The sequence below is a fragment of the Falsihalocynthiibacter sp. S25ZX9 genome (assembly GCF_041205405.1).
GTDB classification, from domain to species: Bacteria; Pseudomonadota; Alphaproteobacteria; order Rhodobacterales; family Rhodobacteraceae; genus Falsihalocynthiibacter; species Falsihalocynthiibacter arcticus.
This window is the reverse complement of the sequence record NZ_JBGFCD010000002.1, coordinates 152,895-173,458: the sequence shown is the minus strand read 5'-3', so window position 1 is coordinate 173,458 and position 20,564 is coordinate 152,895. Positions and strand designations below refer to the sequence as shown.

At 52.5% G+C, this 20,564-nt stretch carries 20 protein-coding genes; 13 read left to right on the top strand and 7 right to left on the bottom strand.

Translation table 11 applies throughout. From position 1 onward, the window contains the following. Positions 1–7 precede the first annotated feature (7 nt). Positions 8–1,474, top strand: a complete 1,467-nt coding sequence (locus AB9F29_RS02920) for a leucyl aminopeptidase (RefSeq protein ID WP_369754528.1) — start codon at positions 8–10, stop codon at positions 1,472–1,474. Continuing rightward, positions 1,474–1,935, top strand: a complete 462-nt coding sequence (locus AB9F29_RS02915; RefSeq protein ID WP_335585454.1) for a DNA polymerase III subunit chi — start codon at positions 1,474–1,476, stop codon at positions 1,933–1,935. The genes AB9F29_RS02920 and AB9F29_RS02915 overlap by 1 nt, the downstream gene beginning before the upstream one ends. A gap of 18 nt (positions 1,936–1,953) precedes the next feature. Here the strand turns inward: AB9F29_RS02915 and AB9F29_RS02910 are convergent, their stop codons facing one another. Genes AB9F29_RS02910 through AB9F29_RS02900 form a run of 3 tightly spaced genes read right to left on the bottom strand, consistent with a single transcriptional unit; the run spans position 1,954 to position 5,050 of the window. Beyond that, the gene (locus AB9F29_RS02910; protein ID WP_335585453.1) at positions 1,954–2,538 is read right to left on the bottom strand and encodes a TIGR02281 family clan AA aspartic protease; all 585 of its coding nucleotides are present in this window, start codon (positions 2,536–2,538) and stop codon (positions 1,954–1,956) included. 23 nt (positions 2,539–2,561) lie between these two features. Continuing rightward, complete coding sequence (locus tag AB9F29_RS02905; protein WP_335585452.1) at positions 2,562–3,194, bottom strand: MarC family protein; 633 nt, start codon at positions 3,192–3,194, stop codon at positions 2,562–2,564. A gap of 2 nt (positions 3,195–3,196) precedes the next feature. Further along, positions 3,197–5,050, bottom strand: a complete 1,854-nt coding sequence (locus AB9F29_RS02900; RefSeq protein WP_369754527.1) for an ABC-F family ATP-binding cassette domain-containing protein — start codon at positions 5,048–5,050, stop codon at positions 3,197–3,199. Positions 5,051–5,177: 127 nt separating this feature from the next. Between AB9F29_RS02900 and ndk the strand changes: the two genes are divergently transcribed. Further along, the gene (gene ndk / locus AB9F29_RS02895) at positions 5,178–5,600 is read left to right on the top strand and encodes a nucleoside-diphosphate kinase (RefSeq protein ID WP_335585450.1); all 423 of its coding nucleotides are present in this window, start codon (positions 5,178–5,180) and stop codon (positions 5,598–5,600) included. A gap of 214 nt (positions 5,601–5,814) precedes the next feature. On the opposite strand, the gene AB9F29_RS02890 is transcribed toward ndk, so the two are convergent. Together AB9F29_RS02890 and AB9F29_RS02885 are read right to left on the bottom strand one after the other, a co-directional pair. After that, positions 5,815–6,150 (bottom strand): TfoX/Sxy family DNA transformation protein, encoded by a 336-nt coding sequence (locus tag AB9F29_RS02890; protein ID WP_369754526.1) that lies wholly within the window; start codon positions 6,148–6,150, stop codon positions 5,815–5,817. 12 nt (positions 6,151–6,162) lie between these two features. Further along, positions 6,163–7,278: an AI-2E family transporter gene (locus tag AB9F29_RS02885; protein WP_369754525.1), complete on the bottom strand. Its 1,116-nt coding sequence runs from the start codon at positions 7,276–7,278 to the stop codon at positions 6,163–6,165. A 228-nt stretch (positions 7,279–7,506) separates the two neighbouring features. Here AB9F29_RS02885 and AB9F29_RS02880 point away from each other — a divergent pair, with 228 nt between their 5' ends. The 6 genes from AB9F29_RS02880 to AB9F29_RS02855 all read left to right on the top strand — a co-directional run bounded on the left by AB9F29_RS02880 (position 7,507) and on the right by AB9F29_RS02855 (position 15,041). Next, positions 7,507–7,779: a hypothetical protein gene (locus AB9F29_RS02880; RefSeq protein ID WP_369754524.1), complete on the top strand. Its 273-nt coding sequence runs from the start codon at positions 7,507–7,509 to the stop codon at positions 7,777–7,779. Between the two features lie 2 nt (positions 7,780–7,781). Continuing rightward, complete coding sequence (locus AB9F29_RS02875) at positions 7,782–8,243, top strand: hypothetical protein (RefSeq protein WP_335585446.1); 462 nt, start codon at positions 7,782–7,784, stop codon at positions 8,241–8,243. A gap of 54 nt (positions 8,244–8,297) precedes the next feature. Continuing rightward, the gene (locus AB9F29_RS02870; RefSeq protein WP_369754523.1) at positions 8,298–9,662 is read left to right on the top strand and encodes a DUF3300 domain-containing protein; all 1,365 of its coding nucleotides are present in this window, start codon (positions 8,298–8,300) and stop codon (positions 9,660–9,662) included. Positions 9,663–9,666: 4 nt separating this feature from the next. Continuing rightward, the gene (locus AB9F29_RS02865; RefSeq protein ID WP_369754522.1) at positions 9,667–10,569 is read left to right on the top strand and encodes a DUF2950 family protein; all 903 of its coding nucleotides are present in this window, start codon (positions 9,667–9,669) and stop codon (positions 10,567–10,569) included. Positions 10,570–10,751: 182 nt separating this feature from the next. Beyond that, positions 10,752–11,903, top strand: coding sequence for an efflux RND transporter periplasmic adaptor subunit (locus AB9F29_RS02860; protein WP_369754521.1), 1,152 nt, complete (start codon positions 10,752–10,754; stop codon positions 11,901–11,903). 3 nt (positions 11,904–11,906) lie between these two features. Continuing rightward, entirely contained in the window at positions 11,907–15,041 is a 3,135-nt protein-coding gene (locus tag AB9F29_RS02855) for an efflux RND transporter permease subunit (protein ID WP_369754520.1), read from the top strand. A 461-nt stretch (positions 15,042–15,502) separates the two neighbouring features. Here the strand turns inward: AB9F29_RS02855 and AB9F29_RS02850 are convergent, their stop codons facing one another. Then, entirely contained in the window at positions 15,503–15,772 is a 270-nt protein-coding gene (locus tag AB9F29_RS02850) for a hypothetical protein (RefSeq protein WP_369754519.1), read from the bottom strand. A gap of 612 nt (positions 15,773–16,384) precedes the next feature. Here AB9F29_RS02850 and AB9F29_RS02845 point away from each other — a divergent pair. From AB9F29_RS02845 to AB9F29_RS02830, 4 genes are all read left to right on the top strand, one after another. Next, positions 16,385–17,026: a TVP38/TMEM64 family protein gene (locus AB9F29_RS02845; RefSeq protein WP_369754518.1), complete on the top strand. Its 642-nt coding sequence runs from the start codon at positions 16,385–16,387 to the stop codon at positions 17,024–17,026. Positions 17,027–17,156: 130 nt separating this feature from the next. Further along, entirely contained in the window at positions 17,157–17,930 is a 774-nt protein-coding gene (locus AB9F29_RS02840) for an L-iditol 2-dehydrogenase (RefSeq protein WP_369754517.1), read from the top strand. Between the two features lie 178 nt (positions 17,931–18,108). Continuing rightward, complete coding sequence (locus AB9F29_RS02835) at positions 18,109–18,483, top strand: rhodanese-like domain-containing protein (RefSeq protein WP_335585438.1); 375 nt, start codon at positions 18,109–18,111, stop codon at positions 18,481–18,483. 112 nt (positions 18,484–18,595) lie between these two features. Continuing rightward, a complete protein-coding gene (locus AB9F29_RS02830) occupies positions 18,596–18,850 on the top strand; it encodes a GlsB/YeaQ/YmgE family stress response membrane protein (protein ID WP_369754516.1) in 255 nt (84 codons plus the stop codon). 84 nt (positions 18,851–18,934) lie between these two features. Here AB9F29_RS02830 and AB9F29_RS02825 read toward each other — a convergent pair whose 3' ends face one another. Further along, entirely contained in the window at positions 18,935–19,795 is an 861-nt protein-coding gene (locus AB9F29_RS02825; protein ID WP_369754515.1) for a c-type cytochrome, read from the bottom strand. Between the last annotated feature and the right edge of the window lie 769 nt (positions 19,796–20,564).

Genomic DNA, 20,564 nt, shown 5'->3' with positions numbered 1-20,564 from the left:
GTCTCTGATGACCACACCCATTGCCCTGTATTTTGACGACATAAGTTTAGATTCGATCGCAAAACAAACTGGACGCATTGTTGTGTTTTTAGAGCCTCACGGGAGGCTTGATCGTTCATCTCGGCGGATTAACCGTATTACAAAGGGTGCACTTGGACGGTTTATCTTGAGTGATGCTTTTGAAGAAATGAAGGAAGGAATGGGGCTTGATTTGGCCTATCCGTCGGGCATGTTGGCAACTGCCATTCAGGTTATTCGCCTTTCCCGCAATCCAACAATCGAAAATGCACGCAAAGCAGGGGCCACTATCGCCAAGGGCTTAACCAAAGAAAGCACTTTGGTTTGCGCCAATACAATTGGCAAAGCCGCCGAGATATCGTTTGGGCTTGCCTTGCGGTCCTATGATTTTACACCCCATAAAACCAGCGGTGTAAAAGAACGCGGCGAAGTGCGCTTTCAAGTCGGAAAGCCTGAAGATATTGCTGCGAAGGCCGCTCCGTTTGCCGCTCTTGCAGAAGGGGTATTCTTCACCCGCGATTTGGTGAACGAGCCTTCGAATATTCTGACAACCGATGATTTTGCAGCGCGTTTGGCGGCCATGCAAGACCTCGGTTTAGAGGTCGAAATCCTTGAAGAAGCCGAGCTTGAAAAACTTGGTATGGGCGCGCTCTTGGCTGTTGGGCAGGGCAGCGAAAGTGCTTCTAAAGTTGTTGTTATGCAGTGGAACGGTGGCGGAAAAGAAGCGCCTTTAGCTTTGGTCGGCAAGGGCGTTGTGTTCGATACGGGGGGCATTTCCATCAAGCCCGCCGCGGGCATGGAAGACATGACAATGGACATGGGCGGTGCGGGTGTTGTTGCGGGCGTTATGCGCAGCCTCGCGCTTCGTAATGCCAAAGCAAATGTCGTGGGGCTCGTTGGAATCGTTGAGAATATGCCCGACGGCAAGGCCATGCGTCCGGGCGATGTTGTGACCTCGATGAAAGGCGACACGATTGAGGTTTTGAACACGGACGCGGAAGGGCGTCTCGTTTTGTGCGACGTGATGTGGTATGCGCAGGAACGGTTTAAACCCTCAGGGATGATCGATCTGGCGACGCTGACGGGTGCAATTATCGTTGGGTTGGGCCATGACAACGCTGGCGTGTTTTCCAATAATGACAAATTCTGTGATCGCTTCCTCAAGGCGGCGCGCACTGAGAATGAAGGCGCATGGCGGATGCCCCTTGGCGCCAGCTATGACAAGCTTTTGAAATCCCCGATTGCCGACATGAAAAATATTGGTGGACGCGCGGCAGGATCGATCACGGCGGCGCAGTTCCTTCAACGGTTTGTCCAAAAGAAAACGCCATGGATACATCTCGATATCGCGGGTGTGGCTCATATTAAAACCGGCACAGATCTTGCACCGGGCGGGGCAACTGGATGGGGTGTTGTTGCCATCGACCGCCTAATTCGCGATCGTTTTGAGGACTGATGGGACAGGTCTATTTCTATCACGTCACCCAAAGTCCCATTATTGCAACGCTGACAACCCTGCTTGAAAAATCGCTTCAGGCAGGGTGGCGTGTCGCTGTGCGCGGGGTCGATGCGGGATCTCTGGCACAAATCGATGATGCTTTGTGGCGCAACCCGCGTGACGGATTTTTGCCGCACGGCCTTGCGGGTGGCCCACATGATGCCGACCAGCCGGTATTGTTGACCACTAAATCGGAGATCCTTAACGGCGCGACCTGTTTGATTTCCCTCGAAGGGGCGACGCTTTCACCCGAGGAAATTTCTGCATCCGAACGGGCCTGTGTTTTGTTTGACGGGACCGACCCCGAGTCCGTTGACCGCGCGCGCGCGCAATGGAAAACCCTGACGTCTGAGGGGGCGAAGGCGATTTATTGGTCAGAAGAAACGGGCTCTTGGGTAAAAAAGGCCGAGAGCTCCTAACGGCGCAAAATCATTCTGTTAACGGCGCAAAATCATTCTGTCGCCAGCGATTTCAATGCTGCTCATTTGGCTCAGATAGGACATCCCCAAAAGGGATATATTGAGGTCGCCTTGATTTACATATGCGGCAATTCTGGGCGTTTTGATCCCATTAAACTCAATATCCGCCAATTGGACCCGCGCGGTTTTTACAACGCCATTTGCGGTATTTGCTGTGCCGAAAAACTGTAGGTCGTTTACTTCAATTCCCAGTTTTTGGGCGTCAGTTTGGCTCAAAACAATGTCAGTGGCTCCCGTATCTACAAGGAATTCGACTCGAGTATTCGAGATTGTGAGTTCGGCGTAAAAATGGCCATCGCGGTGGCGCACGAGCGTGATGATTTCACCGTCGCCGTCCTGAAAGGATGACTGCGTCGCGTGGTCGGATTTGATGTTTTCCCAGAGGCCGTAAGCGGCGACGAACCCGACGAAAATCAGGCCCCAAAGCGCGCCCTGTTGTAGAGTTTTTCCCATGGATTGGCGGTTTTGGACAAAGAACCAACTGGCAATGACAGTGCCAAGAAGAACCAAGTAGATCAATCGTCCTGTGTCGTCTCCGCTCATGAAAACCTCTTTAGTTCAATGGATTAAAGGGCAGACTGAATGAAGCCCTGTATGCCGTCTAGTATGAATTGAATGGCGAGTGCTCCCAATAGCATCCCAAGAAGACGTGTTACAACGTTGATCCCCGTTGGCCCTAAAATGCGCTCAAAAGGGCTTGCTGCAAAGAAGAGCGCAAGGGCACACAGCAGCACCGCAAACATGGTGAGCAAAATTCCGATCAAGCCGATTGTGCCCTCGGAATGGCCGACAAGCAGGATCATAGTCGCGATGGACCCAGGCCCTGCAATCAGAGGGGTTGCGAGGGGGAAAACCGAGGGGTCGTCGAAATCTTCCTCGCTTGTCGCTTCGGCGGCTTGGTCGCCACGGCGTTTTGAGCGGCGATCAAACAGCATATCAAGCGCAGTTAGGAACAAAAGAGCGCCGCCCGCTATGCGGAAAGCGTCCATTGAAATGCCGATAAATCCCAGAACGGTTTCGCCGAGAAGTCCAAACAGAGTGAGCAAAACGGCCGCGGTTGCCACAGAACGCACCGCTATTGCGCGGCGGCGATGTTGGGACATCCCTTGGGTCATAGCCACAAAAAGCGGCATCAATCCAATCGGATCAATGATCACGAAAAGGGTCGCGAATGCCGGAATTAAGATCGTAAAATCCAAACTTAACCTTCTGCTTTTTCAAGCCTCTCTAGCGATTTCATCCACATGGCTTCGGCACGATCCGTCGCGTCACGTACTTCGCCGTATTTCTTTTGCCAAACCTCGGCTTCACCCGATTTACCTTCTTCATAGATAGACGGATCGGCAAGTTTCTTGGCAAGACGATCACCCATATCGTTGAGTTTTGCGACTCTTTGTTCACAAACTTTCACGTCGGCGCGCAGGGCTTTCATCTGATCCCCAGTTGGACGTTTGCTCTTGGCGGCAACTTTTGGGCTGCGTGCCTTTTTGGGGGCATCGCTCGTGAGTAGCAACTTGCGATAGGCTTCCAGATCGTCCTCGAACGGATGCACGGTGCCATCTTTTACAAGCCACAACCGATCCGCGACCAGCGAGAGGAGGTGCATGTCGTGCGACACCAAAATAACGGCCCCTGTATAGGCGGTGAGCGCCTCAACGAGCGCTTCGCGGCTTTCGATATCAAGGTGGTTGGTGGGCTCATCGAGGATGAGGAGGTGCGGTGCGTCGATTGTTGCCAAAAGGAGCGAAAGCCGCGCTTTTTGTCCACCAGAAAGCCGACCTACAAGGGTGTCGGCCTGATCTGCGCCAAGGCCGAAGCCTGCGAGGCGTGCACGGTGACGGGCGGGCAGTTCTTTGGGGCGCACACGGCGCAAGTGGTCGAGCGGATTTTCATCCACATGGAGTTCGTCGACTTGGTGCTGGGCAAAATACCCGATCCGCAGCTTATTGTGCGAATTCATCCGACCACTCATGGTTTCCAAACGGCCTGAAAGCAGTTTCGACAGGGTCGATTTCCCTTCGCCGTTTTTCCCAAGCAGCGCGATGCGGTCGTCTTGGTCAATCCGCAGGTCGAGGCCTTTGAGGATCACCTTGTCGCCATAGCCCACGCTTGCGCTTTCCATATTAATAATCGGTGGTGACAACTCTTCTGGCTCAGGAAACGAGAACCGTTTGAGCGCGGATTCGCTCGGTGTGCTGATTGGCGTCATTTTTGCGAGCATTTTTACGCGGCTTTGGGCCTGAGTCGCTTTAGAAGCTTTGGCCTTAAAGCGGTCAACAAAGCTCTGAAGGTGGGCGCGGCGGGCGTCTTGCTTCTTAGATTCGGAGGCCGCAGCGGCCAATTTCGCGGCGCGTTGTTCGGCGAATTTGTCGTATGGCACCTGATAGAATGTCAGTTTCTTGTCCTCGAGATGCAGGATCGAACCAACCGCCCGATTGAGCAACCCACGGTCGTGCGACACGATCAAAACGGTATGCGGATATTTGCCCAAATAGTTCTCAAGCCACAAAGCGCCCTCAAGATCGAGGTAGTTTGTCGGCTCATCGAGGAGCAATAAATCGGGTTTGGAGAACAGCACGGCCGCAAGAGCGACCCGCATGCGCCAACCGCCCGAGAAATCTGAACAGGGGCGTTTCTGGGCCTCGGAATCAAAGCCAAGACCCTTAAGAATTTGGGCTGCGCGGGCTTCAGCGCTCCATGCATCAATATCGGTTAGACGGGTCTGCACTTCTGCAATCCGGTGGGGATCGGTGGCAGTATCGGCTTCCGCCATCAAGGAGGCGCGTTCGGTATCGGCGGCCAAAACGGTATCAATCAAGGACACTTCGTTTGACGGCACTTCCTGTGAAATGCCGCCCATGCGCGCGCCTTTGGGCATCGTGATGGAACCGGTTTCCAACACCAATTCGCCCCAGATGAGGCGGAAAAGAGTCGTCTTCCCCGTGCCATTACGACCCACGATGCCAACTTTGTGGCCATCAGGAATCGTAACAGATGTGTTCTGCAGGAGCGGGCGGCCATTGACCGAATAAGATATATCAGAAATTTTCAACATGGGCGGGGTTTGCCTCATTGTGAGGGCGCGGTCAATCGCCGCTTTTCAACCGAGCAAGGGCATGCTAGCAGAGCGGCGATATTTTCGCGGGCTTTTGCCTGATTGTCCAACCCGATAGGAGCCCATCATGGCTGTTCAACGCACTTTCTCGATCATCAAACCAGACGCTACAAAACGCAACCTTACAGGCGCAATTGCAGCAAAATTCGAAGAAGCCGGCCTGCGCATCGTTGCATCCAAGCGCATTCAAATGACACTTGCTCAAGCAGAAACATTCTATGGCGTGCACTCCGAGCGTCCTTTCTTTGGCGAACTTTGTGAATTCATGATCTCCGAGCCAATTGTTGTTCAAGTTCTTGAAGGCGAAGACGCAATCGCGAAAAACCGCGAAGTTATGGGCGCAACTAACCCAGCAGACGCAGCAGCCGGCACAATTCGCAAAGAATTCGCACTTTCAATCGGCGAAAACTCGGTTCACGGTTCCGACGCTCCAGAAACAGCAGCAGAAGAAATCGCATTCTTCTTCTCTGGCCTTGAATTGGTTGGCTAAGCCTTTTTAGGTTTACCAAAGGAAAGCCCGCGCCTTAACTGGTGCGGGCTTTTTGCGTTTTGGGGAACAGGGGCAGAAACGCTGGATTAACCTTTGGCGAAGTCTGATTAAGCGCTGAGGTGAAACGATATTCAGTGCAAACGTCCGATTTAGCCACGGCGGTTGATTGAGGCCTAGATCAACAAGCTGATTGCGCTTGAAAATGCGCGGGCGTCTATTTCTTTGCGCGGACCCCGATTTCGTCGAGAATTTTTTCGATCCCGGCCAATGGCGCGGCCTGTGTGCTATCTTTTATCTGATCGAACCGCACCCTAAGCGCTTCTTTCTCGGCACCTTTACAGTCGTTCCACGGGCGGCCCTGAAGACCCATCACCAGAGCGTAATAGCCAATGAAATGCGGACGCGTGCCTGCCGTGACGAGTTTGCGATAGGTCGCATCCGGTCCAAGCTCGCGCACCTGCTCGGCGGAGTGAATTCCGGCGCGCGCAAAAAGGTCGACCGAGGCTGGCCCAATATTGCGAATGACTGAAACGGGTTCGTTCTGTGACACTTAAATGTTCCGTTAATCGTTGGTGACGGGGAGGGCGCGCGACACTGCGTCAGTGTTTGCGTCAGGGGCCATGTCGCGGATGGTTTGCCAAACGGTTGTGAAAAGCCCCGCCAAAACCGGCCCTAAGACAAGGCCAACCGCGCCAAATGCCACCAGCCCGCCCAAAGTTCCGATCAAAATCTGAATGTTGTGGATTTGCGCGTCCCGCCCAACAAGGATCGGACGCAGGAAATTATCAATCGTCCCGACAACAAGGAACGCCCATAGCCCAAGCGCAATGGCCGGACCCGTTTCTCCCTCAACACCCAAATATATCGCCCCCGTGAGCACAACTGCGGTCGGGCCGAGCGCAGGAATGATGGAGACAATTGCCATCACAACGGCCCAGAAAACGGGCGCACTAATTCCGGCAACCCAGAAGCCTAGGCCACCGAGGGCCCCTTGGGCGATGCCAATTAAAAGCGTGCCTTTCAGGGTTGCGCGGCTGACGGAAATAATTCGTTCGTTGAGCGCAGCTTGGAGGGGGAGGGGGAGGGTTGAATACGCCAAAACCTGCGAAATAATGGAGGTTTTCATTTGGAGGAAATAAAACATGGAGTAGATAAACACAAAAAGGTGCAGAAAAAAGAAGGCGGTTCCTTTTGTAAGCGCTCCCAAAACGCTGGCGAAATACGTTGCGAAAGTTACAACCAATTCCTGAATTTTCGCACGAATTTGGGGAAAAGCATCTTCAAGGTCGCTTTGAAAGGGAACCCAGTCGGGAATCTCAAAATGCGGCGGATTCTTTGCAATGGTTTGATAGAGACCCACAGCCCCCGTCGTGAGAGACGAGGCTTGCTCGGCTGCCATAAACGCGACGCCGATCAGCGGGGTAATGATCGATGCAAGTAATACGAGCAGTGTCACGACGGTCGCGGGGCCGCGCCGATTTCCCAGGTGTCTCAGCACGAAATTATACAAAGGTTCCGACATCTCGGCGACAATTGCTGCCATAATGAGAGAGACCAAAAACGGACGTGCGACGTCCAAGTAAAGAAATGTAACGATAACCGTCAAAACAACGACAGGTATCCATTGTTGCGCGCTGGATTGGGTGAAACGAATGTTGCTTGGGCGGTCAGTGTCCAATCGTCTTCCCCTTTTTTGCGACGCGTAAAGAATCCATTCTCCGAAATAATCCTATACTTTAGAGGGGGCGATGTTAAACTCTTTTATGCACGGGGGATTGAATGAAATTTATTTAACGATTGTAATTGGCTGGGGGGCTTTGTTGCGGAGAAACGCGTGCAGTTTTTTCGCATAATTGTGGCTCGCAGGATGGCTACGGAATCAAGGAAATGAACAGGAGCACAAGCTATGGCGACGAAAGCGGAACTCGAGGCGGAGCTGGCTCAACTTCGAAAGGCGTTAAGCGAAATCAAGAACGTGACCTCGCAAGAGGACGTTCAAACGGATACTGCAGCAACCCAAGCCGCCGCGTCTGGACTGTTTGAAGAGGGCGAGTTTGCGGGGCTGTTCCACCAAGCACTGGAAGACCTCGAAACACTGCCGCACCGCAAGCCAGTCCTGACAGCGTTGGGAATATTTTTCGTTGGCTATCTGTTCGGACGTTCTGGGCATAGGGGGTAGTTATGAGCCGTATTAGCAGGAATATAACAATCATTTTACGTGCTGAGCGCCTGATGGCGCAACGGCGCATGGCGGTTTTGCGGCGTCAAACCGTGATGATGGTGATGGCAGGGATTGCCGCGGGTCTTGGCATAGTCATGCTAAATGGCGCCGCGTATTTTGAACTAGCGACCCAAGTGTCAAAGCCGATGGCGGCCTTGATCGTGGCGTTTGCCAACTTCCTCGTGGCGGGTCTCTTTGTGTCCATTGCCAATCACCAAAACGCAGATGCCGACGTCGCAAGCGTTGCCGAAGTGCGGGATTTGGCTCTTGAAGATTTGGAAGCAGAAATTCAAGATGCGACCCAAGAAGCAAAACTCCTCGCTCAAAGTGTGCGCTCTATGGCGCGCGATCCATTTGCGATGTTTGCACCGGGTTTACTCAATGGCGTTGTTGCAGCCTTGTTAAAGGCGTTGAAAAAATAGGGTCCTAATCTGTGGCTTCTAGGAGCCAAAGTTTAGCAGTAAAGGAATTAACAAATGAAACATTTAACACTCAAAGCTGCGATTTTAGGGTCCGTTTTGTTTTTACCGAGCGTTGCAGGCGCTCAGACCAGCGCCACGGAGGCGGCAGAAACGACCGCGGTCGCGGCCACAGAAGAAGCGCTCTTAACCGCTGAAGAGCTACAAACACTCGTTGGCCCCGTCGCGCTGTATCCAGACACGTTGTTGATCCAAATATTGGTTGCGGCGACGTTCCCGCTTGATGTGATGAAGGCGGATCGGCTGATTAAAGACAACGAAGGTGTCGAACCTGAAGCGTTGAAGGAAACCATTGATGCGCAAGGCTGGGACGAAAGCGTTGCTGTTTTGGCTGCGGCCTTCCCAGATGTTTTGGCCGATATGGCCGAGCATGTCGATTGGACGGATACCATAGGCACAGCAATGCTGGCCCAAAGTGACGACGTTATGGTCGCCGTCCAAAACCGGCGCGAAGTGGCGAATGCCAGCGGTGTTTTGGTGTCAGGGGACGAGCAAACAGTTGAGGTTACGAAGGGGGCGAGCGGCGAGGAAGCCATCGTCATTCAACCCACCGACCCCGAAATTGTCTATGTGCCTCAATATGATTCAAATGTTGTTTATGTGCAGGAAAGTAACAGCACAAACGACGTCCTGACCGCAGGTTTGATCGGATTCGGTTCATATTTAGTGTTGGATGCAATTTTCGACAATAACGACCCTTGGAACGATTACTGGGGATGTCGCAACTGTGGTGGTTGGGGCGGTGGGCCGATTTATCGAAATCCGAATATTGATATCGGCGTTGATGGAAATGTGAATATTGGCAACAAAATTGGGAATAATAACGGTAACAACCTTGGCAAAAATAATGGGGATAGAAACCGTGCGGGCAATGTTGGCGGTTGGCAGCCCGACGAGCGCCGCAAAAAAGATGCTCAGAAGAAGATAACTAATAAACGCGGCCCGAATGGCGCCACAACCTTGCCTGCGAAAACGCCCAATCGGGGCGACGACATGCGGGCCAACCTCGCGAAGTCGACGGGAACAAAAGACATTTCAAGAGTTCAGAAGCCCCGTGATGCCGTTGCCAAGTCCAAACGGCCGGCTGGAGCAGCTAAGGTCGGAACCGCAAATAAAAAGGCTGCGGTAAACCGGACGGGGGCACCTCCCACGAGAGACGGTGCCAAGGCAAAAGCTGGTGGCGCTAACAAGGCAAAGGCAACGAAGAAAAAGGCGGCGATACAAAAGCCAAAGGCAGCAAAAAAGCCAAGAGCCAAACCCGCAGCAAAGAAAAACACAGCCATGAAAAAACGGCCGTCCTCTCACAGTGCTAAATCAGGTAAGGCTCGTGGTAAGGCTGCTAGTGGCGGAAGAAGGAGATAAGAGCATGAAACACAATCTTAAAATGAGCATCTCAGGTTTCGCGTTTTTGGCGTCAACTCTTCCGACTTTTGCCGCAGACGGACCTGCAACCTATGCCACTCCGCAAGATGCGCTCGAGGCATTTGTCGCCGCTCTCGGGAACCGCGAAGCTGTGCTTGAGGTTTTTGGCACCGATGCGACGGATGTCTTAGTGTCTGGTGATGCCCAAGAAGATGCTGAAAACCGCGCCGAAATCGAAGCGCTGATTCAAGAAGGGTACCGCTTCCAACTTGACGAAGAAAACCGTGTAACGTTGCTTTTGGGAGCCGAGGCTTGGCCGTTTCCAATCCCATTGGCCAAAACGGATACAGCGTGGGCTTTTGATATTGAGGCGGGGCGTGACGAAGTGTTTTACCGCAGCATTGGCCTGAATGAACTTGAAACGATCGATATGATTGAAGCGTATGTCGAGCTTCAGTTGGCCTATCGCCTTGTTGATCACGACGCGGACGGGGTGTTGGAATTTGCCGCCTCTATTCTCTCAAGCGACGGCGCGCGGGACGGGTTGGTTTGGGCTGATGAAGACAGCCCGCTTGGCGAACGCATCGCATTGGCATCGTTAGATGGCTTTTCGGATGGCGAAACTGATCAAGAAGCCGAGCCATTCGGCGGCTACTATTATCGTGTGCTTCAGGGGCAGGGCGCGTCCGCTCCGGGAGGGGCGCTTGACTATATCGTCGGTGGCAACATGATCGCGGGCCACGCGCTTTTAGCGGTCCCTGCGGCCTATAATGAAACCGGTGTTCACAGCTTCATCGTCTCGGAAAACGGGCGCGTCTTTGCGGCGGATTTGGGGGAAAACAGCCTTGATGTCGCCCTTGAAATTCTGACGTATAATCCGGACACCGCCTGGAGCCCTGTGGAATAATCTGTCTAAAAGCCTCAAGGCTTCTATAATCTTGTGGCTGCTTTAGAGACAAAAACTTCAGGAGCCGCCACAAAATAGCGTGGGGCTCCTTTACAAATTTACGACAGGTACGGAGACGTGCCTAAAAATTGTTTCTTACACTTCGTGGGGAAATAAAATTGAACTCATGGGGTAGGGTACGCATGAAACTCACAGGCCAATCGTTTTTCCAAGCAATCACTTTTGGGGCCGCACTTTTTGCGTCATCACAGGTCAGTGTTGCCCAAGAAGCGCCCTCCGGGCCGATGGTTTCGATTGCCGTAGCGCATACGGAGGGGTTAGTTTTGGAAGCTACCTTTATCGGGCGTGGCAAAGCGATTGATAAGGTTGATATTGTCGCGCGCGTTAGTGGATTTCTGCAGGATTTCTTGGTTAAAAACGGCGCAGATGTCAAAAAAGGTGAAGTCCTGTTTAAGATTGAACCTGGAACTTATGCTGCCAACCTTGCCGCGCGCAAGGCGGAAAAGGCTTCTGCCGTTGCCCAACTTAAACTGGCGCAAATCGAACTTGATCGAAAGTCGGAATTGTTGCGGCGTGAGTCTGGCACCGTCGCGGATCGTGATATCGCGCAGGCAAATTTTCAGGTCGCCGAAGCCAATATCGAAATTGCGGATGCGACGATTCAGTTGGCAGAACTTGACCTAAGTTATACCAGTGTCGCCGCGCCTTTTGACGGGCGGATTGGCCGCGCGAACCCAAGTGTGGGCGAATTGGTTGGCCCAACGACGTCGCCCTTGGTCACCCTCATTCGCACCGCACCAATTTACGTCGAGTTCTCGCTCACCGAAAAGCAGTTGGTGAACTTTTTGCAGGTTCATGACGCTTCGCTTGAAAACCTTGCCAATGGCTCAAAAGCGCTGGATGTCTTCGTTTCTTTGCCAAATGGGACGCAGCTTGAGGAGGTTGGCCACATCGTTTTCGCCGACAACCGGATTGATCCTGCAACAGGAACGGTGAGTTTGGATGTTGAATTTCCCAATGACAATGGCCTGATTTTTGATGGATCTTTTGTCAGTTTACGTATCGAAGATAACGCGCCAACCGATGCACTCCTTATCCCCCAAGCCGCCGTTCAGCGCGATCAGCGCGGCGATTTCGTCTTGGTGGTTGGGGCCGAGCAAACTGTCGAGCAACGTTACGTGACTTTAGGTCGTCAAGACGGGGTTTCGGTTGTCGTTGACGACGGTCTTGTCGAAGGTGAAGCCGTCATTATCGAAGGCCTTCAGCGCGTGCGCCCAGGGGTTGAAGTCAATGCCATACTCGCGGGCAGTGCAACCTCCGCAGAAGGGAACTAAAGCGTGTTTTCTTCTATTTTTGTCGCACGCCCCAAAATGGCGATCGTTATTTCCTTGGTGTTAACCATCATGGGAGTCATCGGGTATTTCGCCCTTCCGGTTGAACAATACCCCTCCATTACCCCGCCCGTCGTCAAGGTGAGCGCCAATTACACAGGCGCAAATGCGGAAACCGTCGAAAGCACGGTTGCGGCGGTTATTGAGGCCCAAGTGAACGGCGTGGATGACATGATTTATATGTCATCCGACAGTACGGACACAGGCTCGTATTCGCTCTCGGTCACCTTCAAAGTTGGAACCGACCCCGATCTTGCAGCCGTCAATGTGCAAAATCGTGTTGCACAGGCAATGTCCTCGTTGCCCGCTGAAGTTACAAATTCGGGGGTGGTTACGCAGAAAGCCTCCACCAATATGTTGCTTTTGGTGACACTTCTGTCGCCCAATGGGACTTACGACGAGGTGTTCCTGTCGAACTATGCGGCGATCAACCTTCGGGACGCCCTGGCGCGGGTGAGTGGGGTGGGCGAAGCCACCATCATGACCAATTTCGAGTATGCGATGCGCATGTGGATGGATCCAAATCGCATGGCCAGCCTTGGAATTGCGCCCAGTGATCTCATTGCGGCAATTCGTGAGCAAAATCTCGAAGTATCCGCCGGACAAATCGGTTCAAGCCCTGTCCCAACGGGGCAACAATTCCAATACACCATCGTGTCCAGAGGGCGCCTCACGACGGTTCAAGAGTTTGAAAATATTGTTCTGCGCACGGGCGAGGCGGGCAGTATTGTCCTGATGAAAGACGTGGCGCGCGTGGAATTAGGCGCGGGATATTACAGCGCATCGGGCCTGTATTCGGGCCAAGCCTCAACCGTTTTGGCAATTTACCAAGCGCCAGGGGCCAATTCGCTGAAGGTTGCGGAGGGAGTTTCCGCAGAGCTTGAGCGGCTTGCTCAAGCGTTTCCCGACGACATCGTCTATGACGTTCCCTTTGATTCTACACGATTTGTACAGCAATCTTTGGATGACGTTTTAACGACACTGATGCAAACATTCGTCATCGTTATGGCTGTTGTGTTCTTCTTTTTGGGCAGTGCGCGCGCGACGCTTATTCCGGCGATTGCGATCCCCGTCTCTTTGATTGGCGCCTTTGCGTTTATGCTCATGTTTGGCATGTCGCTGAATACGATTTCGCTTTTTGCCTTGGTGCTCGCCATCGGGATTGTGGTTGATGATGCAATCATCGTGGTCGAAGCCGTTGAATCTATTATGGAAAAGGAGGGGCTGAGTGCCCCCGACGCCACCCGCAAAGCTATGGGGCAAATCACAGGACCCATTATTGCGACGACCCTCGTTTTGCTCGCGGTTTTCGTGCCCGTGACGTTTATGCCGGGCATTACGGGGCGTTTGTATTCTCAGTTTGCGACAACGATTTCTGTGGCTGTGGTGATTTCCTCGATCAATGCGCTCACACTTTCGCCCGCTTTGTGTTCGATCATTTTGAAAAAACGCGACGGCCCTTCAAAAGGCGTTCTTGCCCTTTTTGACAAGGGCATCGGGTTTGTACGCGGTGGGTACGTGGGCATCGTAAGCCGCCTTGTACGTGTTCCGTTGATCGGCCTCGCAATCGTTGCGGCGGTTATTTTTGGCTCTGGTGGTTTGCTCAAATCCCTGCCTGCAGGGTTCCTTCCCATCGAAGACAACGGCTATTTGTTTGTTGATATTCAACTTCCGGACGCAGCATCGCTTGAGCGCACAGAAGCCGTTACGGAACGTTTCGACGCGAAAATACGGGAAATCCCCGGAGTTTCGTCAACAGTAAACGTGAACGGATTCAGCCTGTTGAATGGCGGTGGATCGAACGGCGCGATGATTGTGACCAATTTGGAGTCGTGGAATGACCGCACGACAGAAGCCCTCAGCGCGAACGGCGTTTTGAGCGAGATTCAAGCCCTCGCCAGTCAGGAAATTGGCGCTAGTATTATTGCGTTCAATCCGCCAGCGATTTCTGGTCTTGGCATGAGTGCAGGTGTCGAAATGAAGGTGCAGCAAACGGGGGGCGGGACGACCCAAGAGCTATCTGCGGCCCTTGGCTCCCTCGTTTATGCTGCCAATCAACGTCCCGAAATTGCACAGGCCTATACGACCTTCCGCGCCAATGTTCCGAAGGTCTATGTGGATTTGGACCGTGAAAAGGCCAAATCCCTCGGGGTTTCGGTCGCAGATGTTTTCTCCACGCTTCAGGCCTATATGGGGTCGTTTTATGTGAACGATTTCAATCTGTTCGGGCGGGTTTATCGGGTGATGATCCAAGCGGAAGGCGAATATCGCAACAAGGTCGAGGATCTTGACGCTCTATATGTGCGGTCGCAAACGGGCGCGATGGTTCCGATGGGTGCGCTGATTACCATATCTAATGAACTCGGCCCTGTGGCGCTCAATCGCTATAATATGTTCCGCTCCGCAACTGTGACCGCAATCCCCGCTGAAGGGCTTTCTACGGGCGATGCGATCCGCGTGCTGCAAGAAGAGGCGGTGAATGCGCTACCACCGGGGTATTCCCACGAGTGGACGGGTATTGCGCAACAACAGCTCGACGCGGGTGGTTTGGTCGTGGTTATTTTGATCTTGGCGATTGTCTTTGGCTATCTGTTTCTCGTTGCACAATATGAGAGTTGGAGTCTGCCGGTTGGCATCCTTCTGTCGGTGACTGTGGCGCTGTTTGGGGCTTTGTTGGCGGTTCAATTCACAGGAGGGGACGTCAACCTTTATACCCAAATCGGGATGATTATGTTGATCGGACTCGCCTCCAAAAACGCGATTTTGATCGTGGAGTTCGCGATCGTGCAACGCCACAATGGCATGACGATCCGCGAAGCCGCAGTTGAGGCCACATCAAAACGGTTCCGCGCAGTTATGATGACGGCCTTGTCGTTTCTTTTAGGGGTCGTTCCGCTTGTTGTTGCCAGTGGTGCCGGAGCCGCGAGCCAGCAAGCCATCGGGATTGCGGTATTTGGCGGGATGCTTTTGGCGACAGTTCTTGGGGTTATACTCGTGCCAGTCTTGTTTGTTGTCCTGCAAAGTCTGCGTGAGTGGTTCAAGGGGTTAACGACAAAAGGCGCCAAGCAAACGGACAGCTAAACCTTTGCCCGCTTTCAATACACCAAGAGGGCGGGCAAATATTACACTTATGCCCGCCGCTAGCCTTAAGTCGGCGTCTTGATGCGAAATGGGTATGCTTATCGCCATTAGGGCGCTCGCGCGTACAATCTGTCGGCAAGGAAACTACCAATTTTGGCTGCTATCTCCATTGTCAATCCGGTGTATGCATCCCATTCAGCATCGAGGCTCGGTGGTGCATTTGGGAACAACACACCGCCTTCGCGTCCTAAATAATCCCGTGCAACTTTGGCGTTTGAGGTCGCGACATCCTAATATAATTTCAATCTTTCCGCGGGGCAAAATACTTTCCCACCTAGAAAGGTCAGTTTTTTTTCCGAAAATTGTCCCAGAAAAATGAAATAGAGGGTGAATTTGGACCGATACGTCGCTTGGTTGGCATCGCGCTAAGAAAGGCTTCCGTTGTGGTCGCCAAAGAGTACCTAATCATCGCTAAAGTTAATTCCAATTTCGTCAAAAGACATTTTCACAACGGTTAGGTGCCCGTTGCCTATGTCAAAAAACGCAATCAAAATATTGTCCGCTTCAAACACACGCGCCCATTGCGAAAGTTTATCATTGTAATCGGACCAACTTTGACGCGCTTTTAAGTATTCTGTGCGGTCAATAACTTCGCCGCCGTTTTTCTTGTTTTCTTTAAGTGCCGCATCTATCAAATGGTCCTGTCTGCGTAGGAAAATTGTTGGAAACACGTCGAAGCCTGAAAATGGCCCCGCATTTTATCTTGGAGTGTGGCGAAAGACGTTTCCGAGCGGATGATGCGCTTCGTACCTAGAAACCTTCAACGGTTGTCGTAGCTGTTTTGGGCAGTCCTGCGTGTAATAATAGCCTTGGCATCCAACCTCGTCCTTGATTATTGAAGCTGCGCAAACGTTGGTTCTGTTGGAACACTGGATGCTGGGGAACAGATATTTTTTCATTGAAATGATCAATTTAGTCGGTGGAAAGATTTTAGTGTGAAACCCGCCACATAAGTGCGCCAAATTTCAAGCAGTGCTCGCTGCCAGATGCTTAAGGGGGCATTTCCGTGTTTTTCCGAAGAGGACATTCTTCATTGGGAGACCCCTGGATGGAAGGTACTCGTTTTGGGAAAATACTGGTAAACTGTGAACCAGAAGTTGCCGCCAAAACGGGCGCCAAGCCTGAGTAGTTAGATGATTGATGCCGGGTGACGCAAATTCGCGCTGGCTCCGGCTGAGAATTTTTCGCGCAGAGAGAGTTTATCGTGTCGTGCTATTTTGTCTAATTTGCTAGTAATAGGACGATACCTCTCTTTTGGGGCAGCTTTGGAGACTCTCATCCCTTTGTCTAGGAAAACCACCCTCATTCTTGTGATCTTGGCCACCGCTTTTCTATGCGCGCTGCTGGTGTATTTTGTTGGTTTGAACCTTCCATCACCCGAAGAATTGACAATTTGGCTGCGTGGTCTTGGTGCTTGGGGACCGTTTGCGATTATCGGTCTGATGATACTGCACAGCTTCATCCCTTTTCCCGCCGAGATTTTGGCCATTTGCGCTGGAGCCGTCTACGGAACACTTGTTGGTAGTGCGCTGGTTTGGGCTGGGGCGATGTTGGGTGGCTTGCTGGCTTTTTATCTTTCTCGACTGCTGGGGCGGGATGTTGTCCACGCGTGGTTGTCGCCTAGCCAAGCTAACACGCTGGATCGCTGGGCGCAGGAACAGGGCACGTTTACCTTGCTCATCAGTCGCTTTATTCCGGTGATCTCCTTTAACCTTGTGAACTATGCCGCAGGCCTCACAGGTGTTCGTGTTTGGACCTTCGTTTGGACGAGTGCTGTGGGAATTCTCCCAATGACGGTGATGTCGACATATTTAGGTTCACAAATGAAAACAATGGACTGGCCAATACTTTTGATTGTCTCAGCCGCGGGTATTTTTGTCGTCATTCTGGGGCACAGCTTTGCAAAATCGAGGGAATGGATTTAGCGAGGTAGTGGAAAAATGACACGTCTGCCCTTTGCGATACACCGATAAATTACCACTACTATTGAGCGGAACTTCTGCTAAGTTCACCCCCGAAAACGGCATCACACGCCCCATAGGAAAGCTGAATGATATGAACCGACTAGTGGGAAAATCCGCCATGATCACAGGGGCCGCGCGGGGGCTGGGGCTTGGCTTTGCCAAGGCGTACCTTGCGGAAGGCGCAACCGTCGCCATTGCTGATATCAACTTGGAGGCGGCCAAGCAGGCAGCGTCCAATCTTGGGCCCGCTGCCTATGCGGTCGAAATCGACGTGACCCAGCAGAGCAGCATCGATGCGGCGATTGAGGCTGTGGTCTCGCGGGCAGGGAAGCTGGATATTCTTGTGAATAACGCGGCGCTTTTTGATGCGGCGCGCACGGTGGATATTACGCGGGCGAGTTATGAAAAGCTCTATGCGGTGAATGTCGCGGGCACGTTGTTTACGATGCAAGCGGCCGCGCGCCAAATGGTCAAACAGGGGCACGGTGGCAAGATCATCAACATGGCGTCACAGGCGGGGCGGCGGGGCGAGCCACTTGTCGCGGTCTATTGTTCAACCAAAGCGGCAGTGATTTCGCTAACGCAATCAGCGGGGCTTGATCTTATCAAGGATCGGATCAACGTTAACGCCATTGCGCCGGGGGTTGTGGACGGTGAGCATTGGGAACACGTCGACGCGATGTTCGCCAAGCTTGAAGGCAAACCGCTGGGCCAGAAGAAAGCTGAGGTGGCGGCCAGTGTTCCGGCGGGGCGCTTTGCTGTGCCTGCAGATTTGGCGGGAATGGCGGTGTTTTTGGCGTCTTCCGATGCAGACTATATTGTTTCGCAAACCTACAACGTCGATGGCGGTCAATGGATGAGTTGAAATCCATGCGCTAGATGCGTGTGAAAACGAGGCGCCTTGCCGCCAGTCCATCTCGCAGCGGGCGTTTACCCCTTGAACTCTGGAATGATGAAGGTCAGCATCTTATATTATTCGAAGGGTCGACTAAATTGATACCCGAGAACGTGTGACACCCCACACAAAATAAAGGATTTTAAGAATGAAAACCGCACAGGACTATCTGGACGAAGCAAATGCAGTCGTCCCAAAAATTACTGTCGAAGAAGGCATTGCAAAGCATAGAACTGGCAATTCTGTATTTGTCGATGTGCGTGACAGCGCCGATATCGCGGCGTCAGGCACCATCGCCGGAGCGGAAATGGTTAAGCGCGGGATGATCGAATTTCTAGCTGACGATTCTCATGCGCTGCACAACCCAGCCCTCAAAAAGGACGCCGATATTGTTCTTGTATGTGGTGTCGGCGGTCAGGCCGCACTCAGTGGCAAGACGTTGAAGGACATGGGTTTTAAGAACGTTTCAAACGTTGGTGGTTTTTCATCATGGAAAGACGCCGGCGGACCAGTCGAAGGCTAGTCGATGAATGTGTGAACCGATTGGGGGCGCAGGTCCCCCAATCGGTCTGACTACTTTGTGGCGCGAGCACGCATCTTTGGTCGAATTTTGGGTTATCGTAAGGGGAATAATCATGCAGTTTGAAAGTATTATCGTCATGTTGGTGGTCGGCGCTCTCGCTGGCTGGTTGTCTGGCCGGATTATGAAGGGGCGAGGCTTTGGGGTTGTTGGCAATGTTATTGTGGGTGTCGTCGGGGCGTTTTTGGCTGGAATGATCTTTCCCGCACTTGGGGTTTCGGTTGGCGGTGGCTTCATTGCTTCGATCATTTACGCGACCATTGGGTCCGTAATCCTGCTCTTCGTCATTGGTTTGGTTAAACGCGCTTAGTTCGAAGAACGCACCGGTTATTCGGTGATCGCGTAGGCCGTGCCTGAACTGAAAACTAACTTTCAGTTCAGGCACTCAGCCCCTTTATTCGCCGTCGGGCAGCGGCGGCATTGCCCGCAAGTAAAGAACAATCGCGGCCAAATCGTCGTCCGTCATATTGGCTAGATAGGGATAGGGCATCGGTGGCATCATTTGGGTGCCGTCTGGCTGTTGCCCATTCCGAATTATTGTGCCCAACTCGGCATCATTATACTTGCTGAGGCCTGTCGGAGTGATATTGGCCGCAATCGATGTGCCCCACGGCCCATGGAAAGCAAATCCGCCAGCCCCGAGATGGGTCTCAAACATCGGCCCCTGCGGGCCAAAAGATGTATGGCATTCAACGCAATGCGCGATAGGGCCAGCAAGATACGCTCCGTATTCGACAGTCTTGCCCTGCGGGATTGCGGGTACAGATTCAATCGGCGGCCCATAGGCGGGAGGGAGCGGAATATTGTACTCACTCACTCCAGGGTCGTTATCAACAGCGGGCACCTGACGCAGATACAGGATAATGCTCATGAGATCGTCATCGGATAAACCACGATAGAGCCCCATAGGCATTGGTGGCCCAATCACGCTTCCATCGGGACGAATGCCTTCACGAATGGCCTTGGCCAACTCGATATCCGACCAATCTCCAACACGCCCCCCGGGTGTAATATTCTGTGCGATGGCAGTGAAGTTTTCGTTTTTATCAACGAGCATTCCAGCAAGCGCCATATCAGGAAGCGGTCCGTCGGGCCCTTGGGGCGTATGGCAATTGCCGCAAGCAGACGGGCCTTCAACCAAATACGTGCCCCGCTCCAGCGAGGGTTCTGCAAAAGCCGCCCCCGTGGTGAAAGCCACAATAGCTGCTGCCATATGGACAGTAGAATGAATTTTATAGGGTTCTAATCTGATCATTGAAGTGGCCTCCATTGTCACAGTGCATTGGACAACATAACCGAAAATTTGATTCTCTCAAAGACTTTGAATCGAAGGGGCTTTGAGATCGATCAAGAGGTGTAGGCAATTCGAGCGAACTGAAACTTCGGGCATAATTGGGGGGGCAGCGCAGGCGAAAACAATCTGTGGCAATTGAATTTCACTTTCAGGGATCGTAGGGAGCGATTTTTTGCCCTCCGTACTCAGATTTTTACAAACAGTAACGCCGCTTTTTCATGCAGCACATTCAGGGCACCGCGTACTGTGTTTTAGGCAATGGATTTTGGTGCCATTTTCGGAAACTTAGGCCGGTTTCTTTGGGAAATAAACGGGCCACCCTGCGCTCCGATGCAATGGCAATCTTGGCCCGATCCGACAGTGAATTGGGATTGTTCGGCTGCGCGTGAAACGCATCCACAACGCGCCGCAGATGCTGCTGTTTCTTCTCTACACGGTATGTCCGTTGTTAACCCGTATTCGCAGATAACTGATGCGTAAAAGCGAGGAATGGCGGTACTGGAGGCAGTTCTAGCTGATCTGGGCGATAAGAACTTAATAAAACGGCGGCTAAAAAGTACAGACGACTAAGAGACACACTCACACCCAAGTTTCAAAAACAGCACCTGACATATCTCCATATTGACGAAATCGCGACTCTCATTGTCTTACTTTCGAATGGGGCAGATGATGAAAAAACTTGCCCGCGTGTTGGAAGGACACGAGGGAAAAAAGAAGGTTTAGACAATAG